The 14,656-nt window shown below is 58.5% G+C and carries 19 protein-coding genes and 1 riboswitch; of the genes, 8 read left to right on the top strand and 11 right to left on the bottom strand.

Annotation, left to right across the window (positions count from 1 at the left end):
- Nucleotides 1-38 precede the first annotated feature (38 nt).
- The 7 genes from thiL to nrdR all read right to left on the bottom strand — a co-directional run bounded on the left by thiL (nt 39) and on the right by nrdR (nt 5,810).
- Complete coding sequence (gene thiL / locus HMPREF1487_RS11815; protein ID WP_010796879.1) at nt 39-1,004, bottom strand: thiamine-phosphate kinase; 966 nt, start codon at nt 1,002-1,004, stop codon at nt 39-41.
- Nucleotides 1,005-1,012: 8 nt separating this feature from the next.
- Nucleotides 1,013-1,483 (bottom strand): transcription antitermination factor NusB, encoded by a 471-nt coding sequence (gene nusB, locus HMPREF1487_RS11810; protein ID WP_010796878.1) that lies wholly within the window; start codon nt 1,481-1,483, stop codon nt 1,013-1,015.
- A complete protein-coding gene (gene ribE, locus HMPREF1487_RS11805; RefSeq protein ID WP_010796877.1) occupies nt 1,480-1,956 on the bottom strand; it encodes a 6,7-dimethyl-8-ribityllumazine synthase in 477 nt (158 codons plus the stop codon). Before ribE ends, nusB begins: the two co-directional genes overlap by 4 nt.
- Before the next feature lie 115 nt (nt 1,957-2,071).
- Nucleotides 2,072-3,157, bottom strand: a complete 1,086-nt coding sequence (ribBA, locus tag HMPREF1487_RS11800; RefSeq protein WP_010796876.1) for a bifunctional 3,4-dihydroxy-2-butanone-4-phosphate synthase/GTP cyclohydrolase II — start codon at nt 3,155-3,157, stop codon at nt 2,072-2,074.
- An 18-nt stretch (nt 3,158-3,175) separates the two neighbouring features.
- Entirely contained in the window at nt 3,176-3,841 is a 666-nt protein-coding gene (locus tag HMPREF1487_RS11795) for a riboflavin synthase (RefSeq protein ID WP_010796875.1), read from the bottom strand.
- A gap of 2 nt (nt 3,842-3,843) precedes the next feature.
- Nucleotides 3,844-4,965, bottom strand: a complete 1,122-nt coding sequence (gene ribD, locus HMPREF1487_RS11790) for a bifunctional diaminohydroxyphosphoribosylaminopyrimidine deaminase/5-amino-6-(5-phosphoribosylamino)uracil reductase RibD (RefSeq protein ID WP_037030721.1) — start codon at nt 4,963-4,965, stop codon at nt 3,844-3,846.
- A gap of 172 nt (nt 4,966-5,137) precedes the next feature.
- A riboswitch (FMN riboswitch) is annotated at nt 5,138-5,281 on the bottom strand.
- Between the two features lie 64 nt (nt 5,282-5,345).
- Nucleotides 5,346-5,810, bottom strand: coding sequence for a transcriptional regulator NrdR (nrdR, locus tag HMPREF1487_RS11785; protein WP_010796873.1), 465 nt, complete (start codon nt 5,808-5,810; stop codon nt 5,346-5,348).
- Between the two features lie 176 nt (nt 5,811-5,986).
- Between nrdR and HMPREF1487_RS11780 the strand changes: the two genes are divergently transcribed.
- From HMPREF1487_RS11780 to trxA, 3 genes are all read left to right on the top strand, one after another.
- Nucleotides 5,987-6,433, top strand: coding sequence for a YbaY family lipoprotein (locus HMPREF1487_RS11780; RefSeq protein WP_010796872.1), 447 nt, complete (start codon nt 5,987-5,989; stop codon nt 6,431-6,433).
- Nucleotides 6,430-7,089, top strand: coding sequence for a class I SAM-dependent methyltransferase (locus tag HMPREF1487_RS11775; protein ID WP_010796871.1), 660 nt, complete (start codon nt 6,430-6,432; stop codon nt 7,087-7,089). Before HMPREF1487_RS11780 ends, HMPREF1487_RS11775 begins: the two co-directional genes overlap by 4 nt.
- A gap of 62 nt (nt 7,090-7,151) precedes the next feature.
- Nucleotides 7,152-8,024: a thioredoxin gene (gene trxA, locus HMPREF1487_RS11770; RefSeq protein WP_010796870.1), complete on the top strand. Its 873-nt coding sequence runs from the start codon at nt 7,152-7,154 to the stop codon at nt 8,022-8,024.
- Here the strand turns inward: trxA and HMPREF1487_RS11765 are convergent.
- Nucleotides 8,018-8,395 (bottom strand): hypothetical protein, encoded by a 378-nt coding sequence (locus HMPREF1487_RS11765; RefSeq protein ID WP_010796869.1) that lies wholly within the window; start codon nt 8,393-8,395, stop codon nt 8,018-8,020. The two genes, trxA and HMPREF1487_RS11765, sit on opposite strands and share 7 nt — an antisense overlap.
- Nucleotides 8,396-8,516: 121 nt before the next feature.
- Between HMPREF1487_RS11765 and HMPREF1487_RS11760 the strand changes: the two genes are divergently transcribed.
- The 5 genes from HMPREF1487_RS11760 to HMPREF1487_RS11740 all read left to right on the top strand — a co-directional run bounded on the left by HMPREF1487_RS11760 (nt 8,517) and on the right by HMPREF1487_RS11740 (nt 12,442).
- Entirely contained in the window at nt 8,517-9,122 is a 606-nt protein-coding gene (locus HMPREF1487_RS11760) for a DUF2796 domain-containing protein (RefSeq protein WP_010796868.1), read from the top strand.
- Between the two features lie 64 nt (nt 9,123-9,186).
- Nucleotides 9,187-9,894, top strand: a complete 708-nt coding sequence (locus HMPREF1487_RS11755; protein WP_010796867.1) for an ABC transporter ATP-binding protein — start codon at nt 9,187-9,189, stop codon at nt 9,892-9,894.
- Nucleotide 9,895: 1 nt separating this feature from the next.
- A complete protein-coding gene (locus tag HMPREF1487_RS11750; RefSeq protein WP_010796866.1) occupies nt 9,896-11,158 on the top strand; it encodes an ABC transporter permease in 1,263 nt (420 codons plus the stop codon).
- A 20-nt stretch (nt 11,159-11,178) separates the two neighbouring features.
- Nucleotides 11,179-11,667, top strand: coding sequence for a DUF3299 domain-containing protein (locus tag HMPREF1487_RS11745; RefSeq protein WP_010796865.1), 489 nt, complete (start codon nt 11,179-11,181; stop codon nt 11,665-11,667).
- A gap of 91 nt (nt 11,668-11,758) precedes the next feature.
- The gene (locus HMPREF1487_RS11740; RefSeq protein ID WP_010796864.1) at nt 11,759-12,442 is read left to right on the top strand and encodes an OmpW/AlkL family protein; all 684 of its coding nucleotides are present in this window, start codon (nt 11,759-11,761) and stop codon (nt 12,440-12,442) included.
- 48 nt (nt 12,443-12,490) lie between these two features.
- Here the strand turns inward: HMPREF1487_RS11740 and HMPREF1487_RS11735 are convergent, their stop codons facing one another.
- The 3 genes from HMPREF1487_RS11735 to HMPREF1487_RS11725 are packed head-to-tail and all read right to left on the bottom strand — an operon-like array spanning nt 12,491 to nt 14,643.
- Entirely contained in the window at nt 12,491-12,805 is a 315-nt protein-coding gene (locus HMPREF1487_RS11735) for an RnfH family protein (protein WP_010796863.1), read from the bottom strand.
- A complete protein-coding gene (locus HMPREF1487_RS11730; protein WP_010796862.1) occupies nt 12,798-13,232 on the bottom strand; it encodes a type II toxin-antitoxin system RatA family toxin in 435 nt (144 codons plus the stop codon). The genes HMPREF1487_RS11735 and HMPREF1487_RS11730 overlap by 8 nt, the downstream gene beginning before the upstream one ends.
- A gap of 7 nt (nt 13,233-13,239) precedes the next feature.
- Nucleotides 13,240-14,643 carry a sodium-dependent transporter gene (locus HMPREF1487_RS11725; RefSeq protein ID WP_010796861.1) on the bottom strand — a complete coding sequence of 468 codons (1,404 nt, stop codon included), beginning with the start codon at nt 14,641-14,643 and terminating at the stop codon, nt 13,240-13,242.
- Between the last annotated feature and the right edge of the window lie 13 nt (nt 14,644-14,656).

Here is a 14,656-nt window from a genome sequence, read left to right as displayed (position 1 = left end):
GAGGGCTCCCAGGACAGATAAATCACCAGCACGATACGTCATGGCTTCATCGCAAAATGTTGATAACCGCCCCGCAAGGGTGTGACATCCCGGCCAATGGCGTCCTGTACCTGGACCCCCTGCCCAGAGGCAACGCGCCCAATGACACCTACCTGGGGGAAGTCTGCCTGCAATGACTTGAGATACTGTGCAGGCAATGTAAAGGCAAGCAGGTAATCATCACCGGCGGACATTGCCAGTGAGCGAATCTGCTCAGGCTCGAACAGTGCCGCCAATGCAGGGCTGACCGGCAACCTTTCATTCTCAATGATCAGCTTGACGTTCGAAGCGGCCGCGATATGACCGCAGTCAGCTAGGAGTCCATCGGATATATCCAGCGCTGCGGTAGCCCGACCTCTTAGCGCAAGCCCCAACTCGAACTGAGGCGCCGGCGACCAGTAGCGCGCCACGAGCGTATCAACGTAGGCGCCCCGCTCCTGGCGTTGTCCCAAGACAAAGGGCAAGGCTCCGCCAGCCTCTCCAGGCGCACCGCCGACACAGAGTAAATTGCCCGGCTGGGCACCCGACCGCGTCAACGCCTGCATGTGGGGTACGGAGCCAAAGACAGTCAGGGTCAGAGAGAGCGGCCCACGGGTTGTATCACCGCCGATCAAGGCCAGGCCACAGGCCGCAGCCATGTGATCGAGTCCTTGAGCAAACCGCTCCAGCCAGCCTGGATCAACATCCGGCAGCGTCAACGCCAGGGTGAAACCAAGGGGTGCGGCCCCCATGGCGGCCAGATCGCTGGCGCTGACAGCCAGGGCACGTTGCCCCAGCAGAAAGCCATCGCAGACTTCAGGAAAATGCACCCCGGCTGTCAGCGTATCGGTAGAAATCGCTAGTTGCTCGCCCGGGCGAGGCATCAGCAAGGCACAATCGTCGCCCAGACCGAGCGCGATATCCTTACGTGGCTGTGCGCAGCGCGCGGCAGCAAAATAACGGCGGATCAACTCGAACTCGGTCATGGCTACAGTCAACGCTTGGCGCGTAATTCAGCAGCGCGCAGCTTGGGCGCCAACTTATCCAGTACACCGTTGACGAACTTGTGCCCGTCGGTTGCACCAAACACCTTCGCCAGCTCGATACCCTCGTTGATAACGACCTTATAGGGAACATCGATACGGTTGCGCAGTTCGTAGCAGGACATGCGCAGGATCGCAAGTTCAACCGGATCAACGTCTTCCAGTGGGCGGTCCAGGCAAGGGGTGATCAGATCATCGATCTCGGTTTTCAGGCCGGGAATGCCATGCAGGATCTCATGGAAATAAGCGCCATCAACATTGGCGAAATCGTTGTCCACACGGAACTGGGCTTCGATCTCGTTGATCGCCTGCCCCGCCATATGCCACTGATACAACGCCTGAACCGAAAGGCTGCGGGCTTCACGACGCGCAGCAATCTTGCCGCGCGGAGCTTTGGGCTTTTGGCCGTCTACAGCGCTCACTTGGCCTCCAGCTGCGACAGCAGGCTCACCATTTCAAGAGCAGACAGCGCCGCTTCGGCACCCTTGTTACCCGCCTTGGTGCCCGAACGCTCGATGGCCTGCTCGATAGAATCAACCGTCAACACGCCAAAGGAGACCGGCACACCGAACTCCATGGAAACCTGCGCCAGGCCCTTGGTGCACTCGCCAGCAACGTAGTCAAAATGCGGAGTGCTACCACGAATCACAGCGCCCAGCGCGATGATGGCGGAATATTCGTCACGCTGAGCAGCCTTCAGGGTAGCCAGCGGAATTTCAAAGGCGCCAGGAACGCGGATAATGGTGATGTCTTCCTTGCGGATACCATGGCGTACCAGGGCATCTACGGCACCTTCAACCAAGCTTTCAACCACAAAGCTGTTGAAGCGGCCAACCACCAGGGCAAAGCGGCCTTTTGGGGCAATGAAAGTACCTTCAATGGTCTTCACGGTCATGAGCAGGTCTCGTCTGTTAAAGAACCGGGGCGTTTTCGTACGCCCCGCAAATAAATCCGATCGTCGGCGCGACGGTCATCAACCATCGCACCGTTCAGGCCATCCGTAGGCCGGTTTATACGGGAGGCAGGTATTCTACAACTTCAAGGTCAAAGCCGGATATGGCATTGAACTTCATCGGTGCACTGAGCAGACGAAGCTTACGTATGCCCAGGTCACGCAGGATCTGCGAACCAGCGCCTACGGTGCTGTATGTGCTCTGCGGCTTGGGCTTGCTGACCGGCTCGCGCAGGTGAGTGAGCAAGTCGTCGCCTGCCAGGGAATGCCCCAGCAGTAACACCACGCCTTTGCCAGCTTCCGCGACCTTGGTCATGGCATCGCGCAGACTCCAACGGCCTTCCTGATTCACCAGCAGCAGATCGCGCAGCGGGTCCATATTATGCACGCGCACCAGGGTCGGTTCATCACTCTTGATGGTACCCATAGTCAGCGCCAGATGAACGTCACCTTCCACCTCGTCACGGTAGGTGACCAGATTAAAGCGTCCCAGCTCGGTTTCCAGTGGCTGTTCGTCGATCCGCTTGACGGTATGCTCGTGCAGCAGACGATAGTGGATCAAATCGGCAATCGTACCGATCTTCAGCCCATGCTCTTCGGCAAAGGCTTCGAGCTCCGGACGACGGGCCATGGTGCCGTCATCGTTCATGACCTCACAGATCACCCCGGTCGGCTCAAAGCCTGCCATGCGCGCCAGATCGCAAGCCGCCTCGGTATGTCCGGCACGGGCCAGCACACCGCCCGGCTGAGCCATGAGCGGGAAGATATGGCCTGGGCTGACGATATCGGCGGCCGTTGCTTTTTTAGCCGCAGCCACCTGTACGGTACGTGCGCGGTCTGCAGCGGAAATACCTGTCGTCACCCCTTCGGCCGCCTCGATGGAGATGGTGAACTTGGTGCCGAAACCCGAGCCATTGCGGGCTGCCATCAACGGCAGGTTCAGCGCCTCGCAGCGCTCCTTGCTCATCGGCATGCAGATCAAACCACGAGCATGCTTGGCCATGAAGTTGATGTGCTCAGCCTGCACGCATTCAGACGCCATGATGATATCGCCTTCGTTCTCGCGATCCTCATCATCCATGAGGATGACCATCTTGCCTTCACGGATGTCCTGGATAATTTCTTCGATACTGTTCAGTGCCACGGAGGTCTTCCTTTACGCTCAGGAGTTGAGATAGCCGTGTTGGGCCAGGAATTGTTCGGTAATACCGCTACCCTTCTGCGGTTCGGCAGCCTTGTCACCCATGAGCAGGCGCTCCAGGTAGCGGGCCAGCAGATCTACCTCCAGGTTGACCTTACGGCCGGGGCGATAGTCCGCCATGATGGTCTCGGCCAGGGTATGCGGTACGATGGTCAGTTCAAACTCGGCGCCATCCACCGCATTAACGGTCAGGCTGGTGCCATCAACGGTGATCGACCCCTTCAGGGCAATATAGCGCGCCAGCTCGCGAGGAGCACGGATACGGAACTGTACGGCGCGGGCATTATCCTGGCGTGAAACCACTTCACCCACGCCATCCACATGCCCGCTAACCAGATGACCACCCAGACGGCTGGTTGGCATCAGAGCCTTCTCAAGATTGACCCGACTGCCAATCTTCAGATCAACAAAGGCCGTACGCGCCAGTGTCTCGCGGCTTACGTCCGCCCAGAAGCCATCACCGGGAAGCTCTACGGCCGTCAGGCATACGCCACTGACGGCAATACTGTCACCCAGCTTTACATCGGCAAGATCCAGCTTGCCGGTCTGTACATACACGCGCATGTCGCCACCTTTAGGCGTCAGCGCGGCGATCGAGCCTATGGCTTCGATGATGCCAGTGAACATGTCTACCTCGAAACGTCAGAAATAAGGGGCGCCGGGGCGCCTGAAATGGGTTTGGCCACGATATGCCAGTCACGGCCCACGGGCGTGATCTCGATGATTTCAAGCTCAGGCGCTTCGCTCATGATCTCGAGCGGCCACGCCAGCAACGGACGCGCCGTCGAGCCCAGCAGCTTGGGCGCCATGAAGAAATGGAATTCGTCGACCAACCCCTGCCGCGCGAACGCACCGGCCAGCTGGGGGCCAGCCTCGACCAGCACCTCATTCACGCCACGGTCAGCCAGAAGCTGTAATAACGGCAGCAGGGCGATATGCCCCTGATCCCCGGGAAGCGCCAGCAGCTCATGCCCTTGGGACTGGTACTGCGCTGCTCGCTCAGTTGAAAGGGCCGCGACCCAGGCAGGTCCTGCTTGAAAGAACGCCGCATCCAGCGGGACGCGATATCGGCTGTCCACCAGTACACGCTGGGGTTGGCGGCCCATGGCAAGCGCAGCCTGCTCCACCGTCTCGCCAAGCTCTTCAGCGCGCACGGTCAGCCGAGCCTTGTCCATCAATACCGTATCGGCACCGGTCAATACGACGCTGGACTGCGCACGCAACCGCTGCACCTGAGTACGAGCGGCCGGGCCGGTAATCCATTGGCTTTCACCGCTGGCCATCGCTGTTCGGCCATCCAGACTCATGGCGAGCTTAACGCGTACGAACGGAAGGCCCGTGACCATACGCTTGATAAATCCCTGGTTAAGCGCCCTGGCTTCATTTTCGAGTACGCCACAGGCCACCTGAATACCTGCCTCTGCGAGCCGCTTGAGACCACGGCCGGCCACCTGTGGATTCGGATCCTGCATGGCAGCCACCACGCGTCCGACCCGAGCACTGACCAAGGCGTCGGCACAGGGCGGCGTACGGCCAAAGTGACTGCAGGGTTCCAGCGTGACATAGGCGGACGCGCCCTGTGCACGCGCGCCTGCCTGACGCAGCGCATGGACTTCGGCATGGGGTTCGCCAGCACGCACATGCCAGCCCTCACCAATGACCTGGCCATCTTTGACGATGACACAGCCCACGCGGGGGTTGGGATGGGTGGAGTACAAACCCTGACGCGCCAACTCAAGCGCACGGGTCATGTAGAACTGATCGGCCGGTTCCGAAGCGTTGGGATTGCCTCCGCGGCTGGCGGCGCCAGCATGATCAGAGGAATCGACAGTAGACATGAAACGTCCTCGCTAAACATGAGTGAACGTTTCAGGGCAAATAGGCAAAAGCTGCACGCGTACGCTTTCCGGCACGCGCAGACAGACGCATCTTCTTTCATCCGGACTATGACCGTCGGCCCTGGAATCACACCAGATCTGCTGACCTCCGACGCATCGGAGCGCTCGCGGGCTTGCCACCACGTGGTTTACCGCCGGTGGGGAATCTCGCCCCGCCCTGAAGACCGGAGCGACTATAGCGAAGTAGAGCCTCTGCCAGCAATGGGCTAGCGACAAATGACCCACTGCAGCGGTCAGGCTTTACTCGGATCACGGGCCAGCCGATCAATTTCCTCACGAAACTCGGACAGGTCCTGAAACTGACGATAAACGGACGCGAAGCGGATAAAGGCAACCTCATCAAGCTTGCGTAGCTCTTCCATCACCAATTCACCCACGACACGGGATTTGATCTCGCGTTCGCCCGTCGCGCGCAGCTTGTGCTTGATATAGGCAATCGCCTCTTCCAGACGCTCGATACTGACCGGGCGCTTTTCCAGCGCACGCTGCATACCGGCCCTGAGTTTTTCTTCGTCGAAAGGCTGGCGAGTACCGTCCTGCTTGATCAGGCGCGGCATGACCAGCTCAGCGGTCTCGAACGTTGTAAAACGTTCCTGGCAGTTCAGGCACTCACGACGACGGCGCACCTGCTCGCCTGCTGCAACCAGGCGTGAGTCGATGACCTTGGTATCGTGGGCACCGCAAAAAGGACAGTGCATGTCAGAAGCAGCCGAAATAAACGGAGGGCCATGGTAGCGCATCCTGCCTGAGAAGGAACCTTGCAAGGCCTCAAGAATCGACAGAACACGTCTGGCGGCTCCGTGACACAATCCTCTTCCCGCCGGTCGTGGGTTGTATAAGAATGCGCCGCCGAATCTGCCCTGGAGCCGTTACCATGTCGTTGCGCCCGCTGTTGCCCGTGTTGTTGATAAGCCTGCTTGCAGCCTGCTCTGAAAAGCCTGTTGCACCGGCAGAACCTGCCAAAGAACCCGAGCCGGTGGCCGGTGCGCCGCGTCCCGGAAATCTGCGGGAGGTCTCTGGAACGTTACGGACACCAGACGGCGCCATCGCACCAGGTGCACAAGTTGAAGTGGCCATGCTGGTGATCGACAGTCAGGACCGTCCCCAGCGGCTGCTCGCCAGCGAGACATTGACAGGCAATGGCAAGGCCCTGGCGTTCCGCCTGCCCTTTAATCCAGAGGTATTTCCCCAGAACGCCAAGGTCGAACTGCACGCTCGCGTCAGTCAATCCGGTCAGCTGGTCTGCTACCTGTCTCCCGTCAAGATCAGTCAGCCTAATACCCAGGTTCTGGGCGAATTAGTGCTGGATCAGACTCCATGACCCCACCCGCCACCCTGCGAGCAGCGCTAAGGGATCTGCTGGGTGATGCTGAACTGAGTATTCAATCCCTGCCGGGATGCGACATCGCGCTCTGGTTGATCGATCCCGCCAACATGGAGCGGGCCTTTTCACCCGAAGAAACACAACGACTGCTGGCGTCCCCACCCTACTGGAGTTTTTGCTGGGCCAGCGGTCTGGTACTGGCCCGTTGGCTGGCCGAGCAGCCGGAGTGGGTACAAGGCAGGCGCGTGCTCGATTTTGGCAGCGGGTCAGGGGTTGCCGCGATTGCTGCTGCCAAGGCGGGGGCCGCTGAAGTAGTGGCCTGTGACTGCGATCCGCTGGCCTTGGCCGCCAGCCGAGCGAATGCGGACCTGAATCAGGTGACGCTGGAATACTTCGACGACTTCTTTGCTGAGGCCGACCGTTTCGATTTGATCATTGTGGCCGATGTGCTGTACGACCGTGCGAACCTGCCCTTGCTGGACGATTTTCTGAGCCGCGGACAAAGCGTGCTGATAGCGGATTCCCGAGTCAAGAATTTTGACCACCCTAGGTATACAGCGCTAGCAAGCCGGGAGGCCTGCACCTGGCCGGACCTTGCCGAGCCGGCTGAATTCAGATGGGTTAATCTCTACCACGCACAACGTACTTGCTGAAGGTTGTTTTCGGCAGGCGCGTCTCCACATATAGTTCATCTTTTCGTTACCCGAGTCTGTCTATGAGCCAGGACACGTCCTACATTTTTGATGCGACGCTTGAGAACTTCGAACAGAAGGTCATGGAGCAGTCGTTCAACACGCCCGTACTGGTTGATTTCTGGGCCGAGTGGTGTGCGCCCTGCAAGGTACTGATGCCTATGCTGGCCAGCATCACCGAGTCCTTTGGCGGTGCACTGCATCTGGCCAAGGTCAACTGTGATATCGAGCAGGAACTGGTAATGCGTTTCGGCATTCGCAGCCTGCCGACGGTCGTCCTGTTCAAGGACGGCCAACCGGTTGACGGCTTTGCGGGTGCACAGCCTGAATCTGCCGTTCGCGCCATGCTGGAGCCGCATGTACAGGCGCCTGCACCCGAGGCCGAGAACCCGCTGGACGCCGCACAGTTGCTGTTTGATGAAGGTCGTGCTGGCGAAGCGGAGGCCGTACTCAAGCAGCTCTTAGGTGAAGACAATACCAATGCGCCCGCGCTGATTCTCTATGCGCGCTGCCTTGCCGAGCGCGGCGAACTGGATGAGGCTGAAACGGTACTGGGTGCAGTCACTGGTGACGATCACAAGCAGGCGCTGGCAGGTGCAAAGGCACAGCTGACGTTCCTGCGCCAAGCTGCCAGCCTGCCTGATGCAGCCGATCTGAAGGCGCGCCTGGCTCAGGATCCATCCGATGACGAAGCCACCTATCAGCTTGCCGTCCAGCAACTGGCGCGCCAGCAATATGAAGCGGCCCTGGATGCCCTGCTCAAGCTATTCATGCGCAACCGCACCTATGGTGAGGACCTTCCTCGCAAGACCATGGTGCAGGTGTTCGATCTACTCGGCAACGAACACCCGCTGGTTGCAACCTACCGTCGTCGTCTCTATCAGGCGCTTTACTGATGCCCGTCGGGCGCTGGCTCCTGGCCGGTGCCCGCCCACACAAACACCTGTGCCTCGTCTGTTTTCTCGATCCGGATATTCGGGTTATGCCGCAGCCGTACAATCAGCTGCTTGGCTGACCCCACGTTACCCGCCAGCTTTTCCAGCGCACTCAGCAGATGAGGCCCCTCGATACGCCGCTCCTGCTCAACCAACGCAAGCACCGACTCCCACAGGGGATCGCTATGGGTCTTTGGCACCGGAACAAGTGTATTGGACGGCACAGGCTGAGCATGGTTAAGCCCCTCGGCAAGACGCGTCCAGTCTTCTGCTTCCAATTCGACCGTCAGATCCACTGGCCACGTGCCTATTTTCCCTTGGATACGGATCATCGTTATCGCCTTTTTTGAACCATGTCTTATGATGCCACGTGCCATCGAGTGAGAGCATTTCTATTGCGGTCATCTTTTGTTACGACATAACATACAGTCAAATCCATCAATGGAGCTGACCATGCGTTCGTTGCTGCTTGCCCTGCCGTTTGCCGTATTGCCTCTTACTGCTGCCTTTGCCCACGATGAACATGATCACTCACATGGAAGCCTGAGCGCCCATGAGCATGGCGTCGCACAACTCAACGTCGCGCTGGATGGCAACTCGCTGGAACTGGAACTACACAGCCCTGCCATGAACCTGGTGGGCTTTGAGCATAAGGCCCAGTCCGATCAGGACAAGAAAGCCGTCGAAATGGCCAAGCAGCAGCTGGCCAACCCGATTACCTTGTTTGGCATCCCAGCCGCCGCAGGCTGCAAAGTAAGCAAGACTGATCTGGACAGCCCCCTATTTGGTTCTGAAGAGCACCATGACCATGACCATGACCATGACCATGACCATGACGATCATGATAGCCATGCCAAGGGCGAGCACGAGCACGCTCATAGCGACATCGACGCGGACTACACCCTCGCCTGTGAAAATCCAAAAGCGCTGACTGCGCTGGACCTGGCGGGCCTGTTCAAGCAATTCCCGGCCACACACAAGGTCAATGTCCAAGCCATTACCGCTCAAGGCCAGAAAGGTGAAGAGCTGACGCCTGCCCAAACTCGCCTCGCGCTATAACCGTTCCCCTTAAAACGGGTAGCCTCCCTACTTTGCTGCCCGTTCTTTTTATGCCAAGGCCACCATGAGCGCATTAATCGAACTCAACGACTTGGGCTTCGCCTGGCCCGATCAGCCCGAGCTACTGGATATCCCTCATTTTCAGTTGCAGCGCGGCGAAGCCGCCTTTCTAAAAGGCCCCTCAGGTAGTGGCAAGACTACCCTGCTGGGCCTGCTCGGCGGTGTAAACAAGCCAAACCGTGGACACGTCAGGTTATTAGGAGAAGACCTCTCCAGCCTGTCTTCTGCGCGTCGTGATCACTTCCGCGTCGACCATACCGGCTATATCTTTCAGCAGTTCAACCTGCTGCCCTTTCTATCTGTTCAGGAGAATGTCGAACTCCCCTGCCATTTTTCGGCCCTGCGCTCGCAGCGCGCCAAAGAGCGCCATGGCAGCCAGGCAGAAGCGGCGCGTGCCCTGCTTTCCGCTCTGGGGCTGGGTGAGCGTACCCTGGGAGAGCGTCGCGCAGGAGCTCTTTCGATTGGGCAACAGCAACGTGTAGCGGCAGCGCGCGCCCTGATCGGTCAACCCGAACTGGTTATTGCAGACGAACCCACTTCAGCGCTTGATGCCGATACTCGAGAGGCCTTTTTGAACCTGTTATTCGCCGAATGCCGCGCCGCCGGCTCAAGCCTGCTCTTTGTCAGCCATGACCAGGGATTGGCTCCGCTTTTTGACCGAAGCCTGTCCCTGCTTGAACTCAACCGCGCGGCGCGACCGGCAGAGGTGTGAGATGTACTTGTTTCGCCTGGCACTCGCCAGCCTTTCCAATCGTCGCTTTACTGCCCTCCTGACCGTATTCGCCATCGCGCTATCAGCCTGTCTTTTGCTGGCAGTCGAACGTGTTCGCACCGAGGCCAAGGCCAGCTTTGCCAGTACCATTTCCGGAACTGACCTAGTGGTTGGCGCACGCTCCGGAGCGGTCAACCTGCTCCTGTATTCGGTGTTTCGCATTGGCAACGCTACCAACAACATTCGCTGGGACAGCTATACCCAGCTGGCCGAAAACCCCAAAGTCAAATGGGCCATTCCGCTTTCACTGGGCGACTCCCACCGCGGCTATCGGGTGCTGGGTACCAGCCAGGCCTATTTCGAGCATTACCACTATGGGCGCAACCAGGCGCTCACGCTCAGCGAAGGCAAGCCTTTCCAGGATATCTATGATGTAGTGCTCGGTGCCGAAGTCGCTCAAGCCCTGCATTACAAGCTGGGCGACCACATTGTCCTGGCCCATGGAGTCAGCACAATCAGCCTGGTCGAGCATGGGGACAAGCCGTTCACGGTAGTGGGTATCCTCGCGCGGACGGGCACGCCAGTGGATAGAACACTGCATATCTCCCTTCAGGGCATGGAGGCTCTTCATGTGGACTGGCAGAACGGTGCACCGGCACGTGGCGCAGGCAAGATTAGCGCAGACCAAGCCCGCCAGATGGACCTGACACCCAAGGCCATTACCGCCGTGCTACTCGGCCTCAATAGTAAAGTCGCCACTTTTGGTCTCCAGCGCGCCATCAATGAATACCGGGGAGAGCCGTTGATGGCCATATTGCCCGGTGTTGCGCTCCAGGAACTCTGGAGCCTGATGGGCACCGCCGAGCAGGCGCTGTTCATCGTTTCGTTGTTTGTGGTTCTAACCGGCCTGATCGGCATGCTGACGGCTATTCTGACCAGCCTTAATGAGCGGCGGCGAGAGATGGCTATCCTGCGTTCGGTGGGCGCCCGCCCGTGGCATATCTTCAGTCTGCTGGTAGCCGAAGCCTTCGCGCTGGCACTGGCAGGTGTCGTGGCCGGGCTTGCCCTTCTCTATGTGGCGATTGCTATCGCGCAGGCACCCGTACAGGCTTATTATGGCCTGTATCTGCCTCTGGAATGGCCTTCACGTTACGAGTGGACGTTACTGGGCGGTATCCTGATCGCTGCGCTGTTGATGGGCTGTGTTCCTGCCTGGCGCGCTTACCGTCAATCCCTGGCCGACGGCCTGTCCGTTCGCTTATAGCCTCAAAGACCGGAGCGTCCATGTATCGCGTGCTGTTGGTGCTTGCCCTGCTGTTCACCTCCTCCATCTGGGCAGCGCCTCGCGCGCTTTCCTGGGGGGAGCTGATCCCGGAGGGCGCACCGCCGCCTCCGCCACCTGTACCCTTGCATCAGGGCTCACTGGATGAAAGTGGGCCTGCCGCCTTGCAGCAATCACCCAATGCTCCCGTGGTAAAAGCGCTGGAAGGTCAGGAGGTCAAGCTCCCAGGCTACATCGTGCCAATCATGGTGACTGAGGAAGGGGAAGTCACCGAGTTCCTGCTTGTACCTTATTACGGTGCCTGCATTCATGTACCTCCGCCTCCGTCCAACCAGATCGTCTATGTCAAAGGCGCCAAGGGCGTTGAACTGGCCCAGCTACATCTTCCGTACTGGGTAGAAGGTACGTTGCATGTTGATTCAGCCAGTACGGACATGGCTGAAGTCGGTTATCAGATGCAAGCCACTCAGGTAACTCATTATTCGCTGTAATCAGCGTTTCGTTGAGCCAAGTCAACATATGATGCATCTCTCATCCTTAACATGTCGTTAGCCAACTAAACAACATGCTTTGGAGTGCATCATGCGCAAGCTGCCCCTAACCGCCGCCCTGCTGGCCCTCACCGCTGTTTCTCCGCTCGCCCTTGCCCACCAGGCCGGTGACATCATCATCCGTGCTGGCGCAGCGACCGTGGATCCACATGAAGACAGCGGCAATATCTCGGCCGCAGCAGCGGGCGGCAAGGTTGCAGGGACCAAGGCCACCGTTGACTCCGATACTCAGCTTGGCTTGGCAGCGGCCTATATGATCACAGACCACGTCGGCATCGAGCTGCTGGCCGCAACGCCGTTCAATCATCGGATCGGTGTAAAAGGCCTGGGCGCTCTGGATGGCAAGCTGGCAGATGTCAAGCAGCTGCCACCCACCCTTTCGCTTCAATACTATCCGCTGAACCCTCAGTCCCGTATTCAGCCGTACGTAGGCGCCGGTATCAACTACACCCTCTTCTTTGACGAGGATCTGACCAGCAGCCGCAAATCCGCAGCCGGTGGCGGCTTCAGCAATCTGAGCCTGGACGATTCCTGGGGTTATGCGTTTCAGGCAGGCGTGGATTATCAGTTAACGGATCATCTGCTGTTCAACGCCGCCGTCTGGTACGCCGATATCGACACCAAGGCGACCGCCGACTCGGCGCTGGGTCGCGTAAAGGTTGATGTCGATATCGATCCCTGGGTCTACATGGTAGGTCTGGGCTACAAGTTCTAATCAGTACCCGGCAAAAAGGCCTTCATATGAAGGCCTTTTTATTCTTGGCTAATCCGCCCCGCCTTCCTTCCTGGCCTTTGCCAACTCGGCGCGCCGCTTGCGGGCTTCCTTGGGGTCTGCAATCAGCGGTCGATAAAGCTCAATCCGATCACCTGCCTCCAGTACGCGCGTATCTGCATCAGGAATGACCTTTCCAAAGAGCCCGACAGCTAAGGTATCGATCGGCACCTTTGGAAAGCGCTCAGCCATTCCGGACAGCTCCAAGGCTTCACGTACGGTGGTACCTACCGGAACCTCCTGCGCAATCAGGGCCTGCTCGTCATGCAAGGCCAGCGCAACCTCGATGGTTATCCGCTCAGCCATACAGCTGCTTAGCCCGTTGGCAGAAGGCATCAACCATGGTGTTTGCAGCCTGATTGAACAGCGGGCCCAAGGTAGCCCGAATCAAAGCGCCCTGATACTCGAACGACAGGTCCAGCGAGATCTTGCAGGCTTTCTCACCCAGTGCCTTGAACTGCCAGACGCCATGCAGCTGACTAAAAGGCCCCTTTTCCAGATCCATGACGATGCATTGATCCGGCGTCAGCGTATTGCGTGTCGTGAACTGCTGGCTAAGCCCACCTTTGGCGACCGTCAATCCTGCACGCATTTCGTTTTCGCCCTGCTCCAGTATCTGGGCAGACGAACACCAGGGCAGAAATTCCGGGTAACGCTCCACGTCATTTACCAGCGCATAGAGCGCCGAGGCGGGGTAAGGCAATAAAGCCGAGCGTTGTATATGCGTAGTCATTGGTACCTCAATTCCAAAACTGTGCGGCAAACACAATGAGAATGCCTAGAGGGGCAACGTAGCGCATCAGGAAAAGCGCCAGAGCGAATAAGGCCGGGCTGCGCACCGACAACTCATCCCTCACCTGCTCACGCCCCATTACCCACGCTGCGAACACTACAAAGAACAGACCGCCGAGCGGCAACATGATTCGCGACGTCAGAAAGTCGATGACGCCAAAGAAATTCAACCCGCCTTCAGCGCCCCATTGATACAAGTGGAAGTGCCCCGCCTCGCTTACGAAGAACTTGGCCTGCTCCCACAGGTTGAACGATAACACTGTGCCTAGCCCGACCAGCCAGCAGATGAAAGCCAGAATGACAGTCACCCAGACGCGGCTCAGTCGGGTGCGCTCGATCAGGTAGGCCACCATCGGCTCAAGCAAAGAGATTGCCGAGGTCCAAGCGGCAATCGCCACCAGAACAAAGAACACCAGACCCACGATCTGCCCCATGGTCACACTGCCGAACGCCAACGGCAGCGTCACGAACATCAATCCCGGTCCCTCACCAGGATTCAGGCCTGCCGCAAAGACGATTGGAAAGAGCGCCACACCCGCCAGGAGCGAGACGAATGTATCCAGCAAGGCAACCGCTACGACGGTCTTGCCCAAAGAAGAGGACTTCGGCATGTACGCACCGTAGATCATCAACGAACCTACGCCTACGCTCAGCGAAAAGAACGCATGCCCCATCGCAGGAAGCAGGCCCTCCATGAGCCGCGAGGTATCAAAATGGAACATGAAGTGCAGCCCTTCCATGAAATGTCCCGTTGTCATGCTATAGCCCAGCAGAAGCAGCAACAGCACAAACAACAGCGGCATCAGGATACGCAAGGTTTTTTCCAGGCCATTCACCACCCCCTTGGCAATAACCCAGGCGGACAACACCATGAACAGGGTGTGCCACAAGGTCATTCGCCAGGGATCGGAGGTCAACGCACCAAACAGTGCACCGGCTTTAGGTCCATCGACACCTTGAAAATCGCCACGGCCGACACCAAGAATATAGTCAAGCGACCAACCGCCAACGACGCTGTAGAACGATAGGATGAGCAAGGCATTGACCATGCCGGCCAGCGCTGCCCAGGACCATCTTGGTGATCGGGCAGCGGCTACTGCCAGATCACGCATGGCATTGGCCGGACTTTGCCGGGCACGCCGTCCAATCAGCGTTTCCGCCAACATGACAGGCAAGCCAATCAAGGCGATGCAGACAAGGAACATAATGACAAATGCACCGCCACCATAAATCCCTGTCATATAAGGGAACTTCCAGATGCTCCCCAGGCCTACAGCGGAGCCGGTCGCGGCTAATATAAACACCCAGCGGCTAGCCCACCCGCCATGCACGGAAACCTGATCATTTGCCATTGAAGTTATCGGT

This window comes from Pseudomonas sp. HPB0071, assembly GCF_000478505.2.
In the GTDB taxonomy this organism is placed as follows: domain Bacteria; phylum Pseudomonadota; class Gammaproteobacteria; order Pseudomonadales; family Pseudomonadaceae; genus Chryseomonas; species Chryseomonas luteola.
This window is presented reverse-complemented; position numbering and strand designations above follow the sequence as displayed.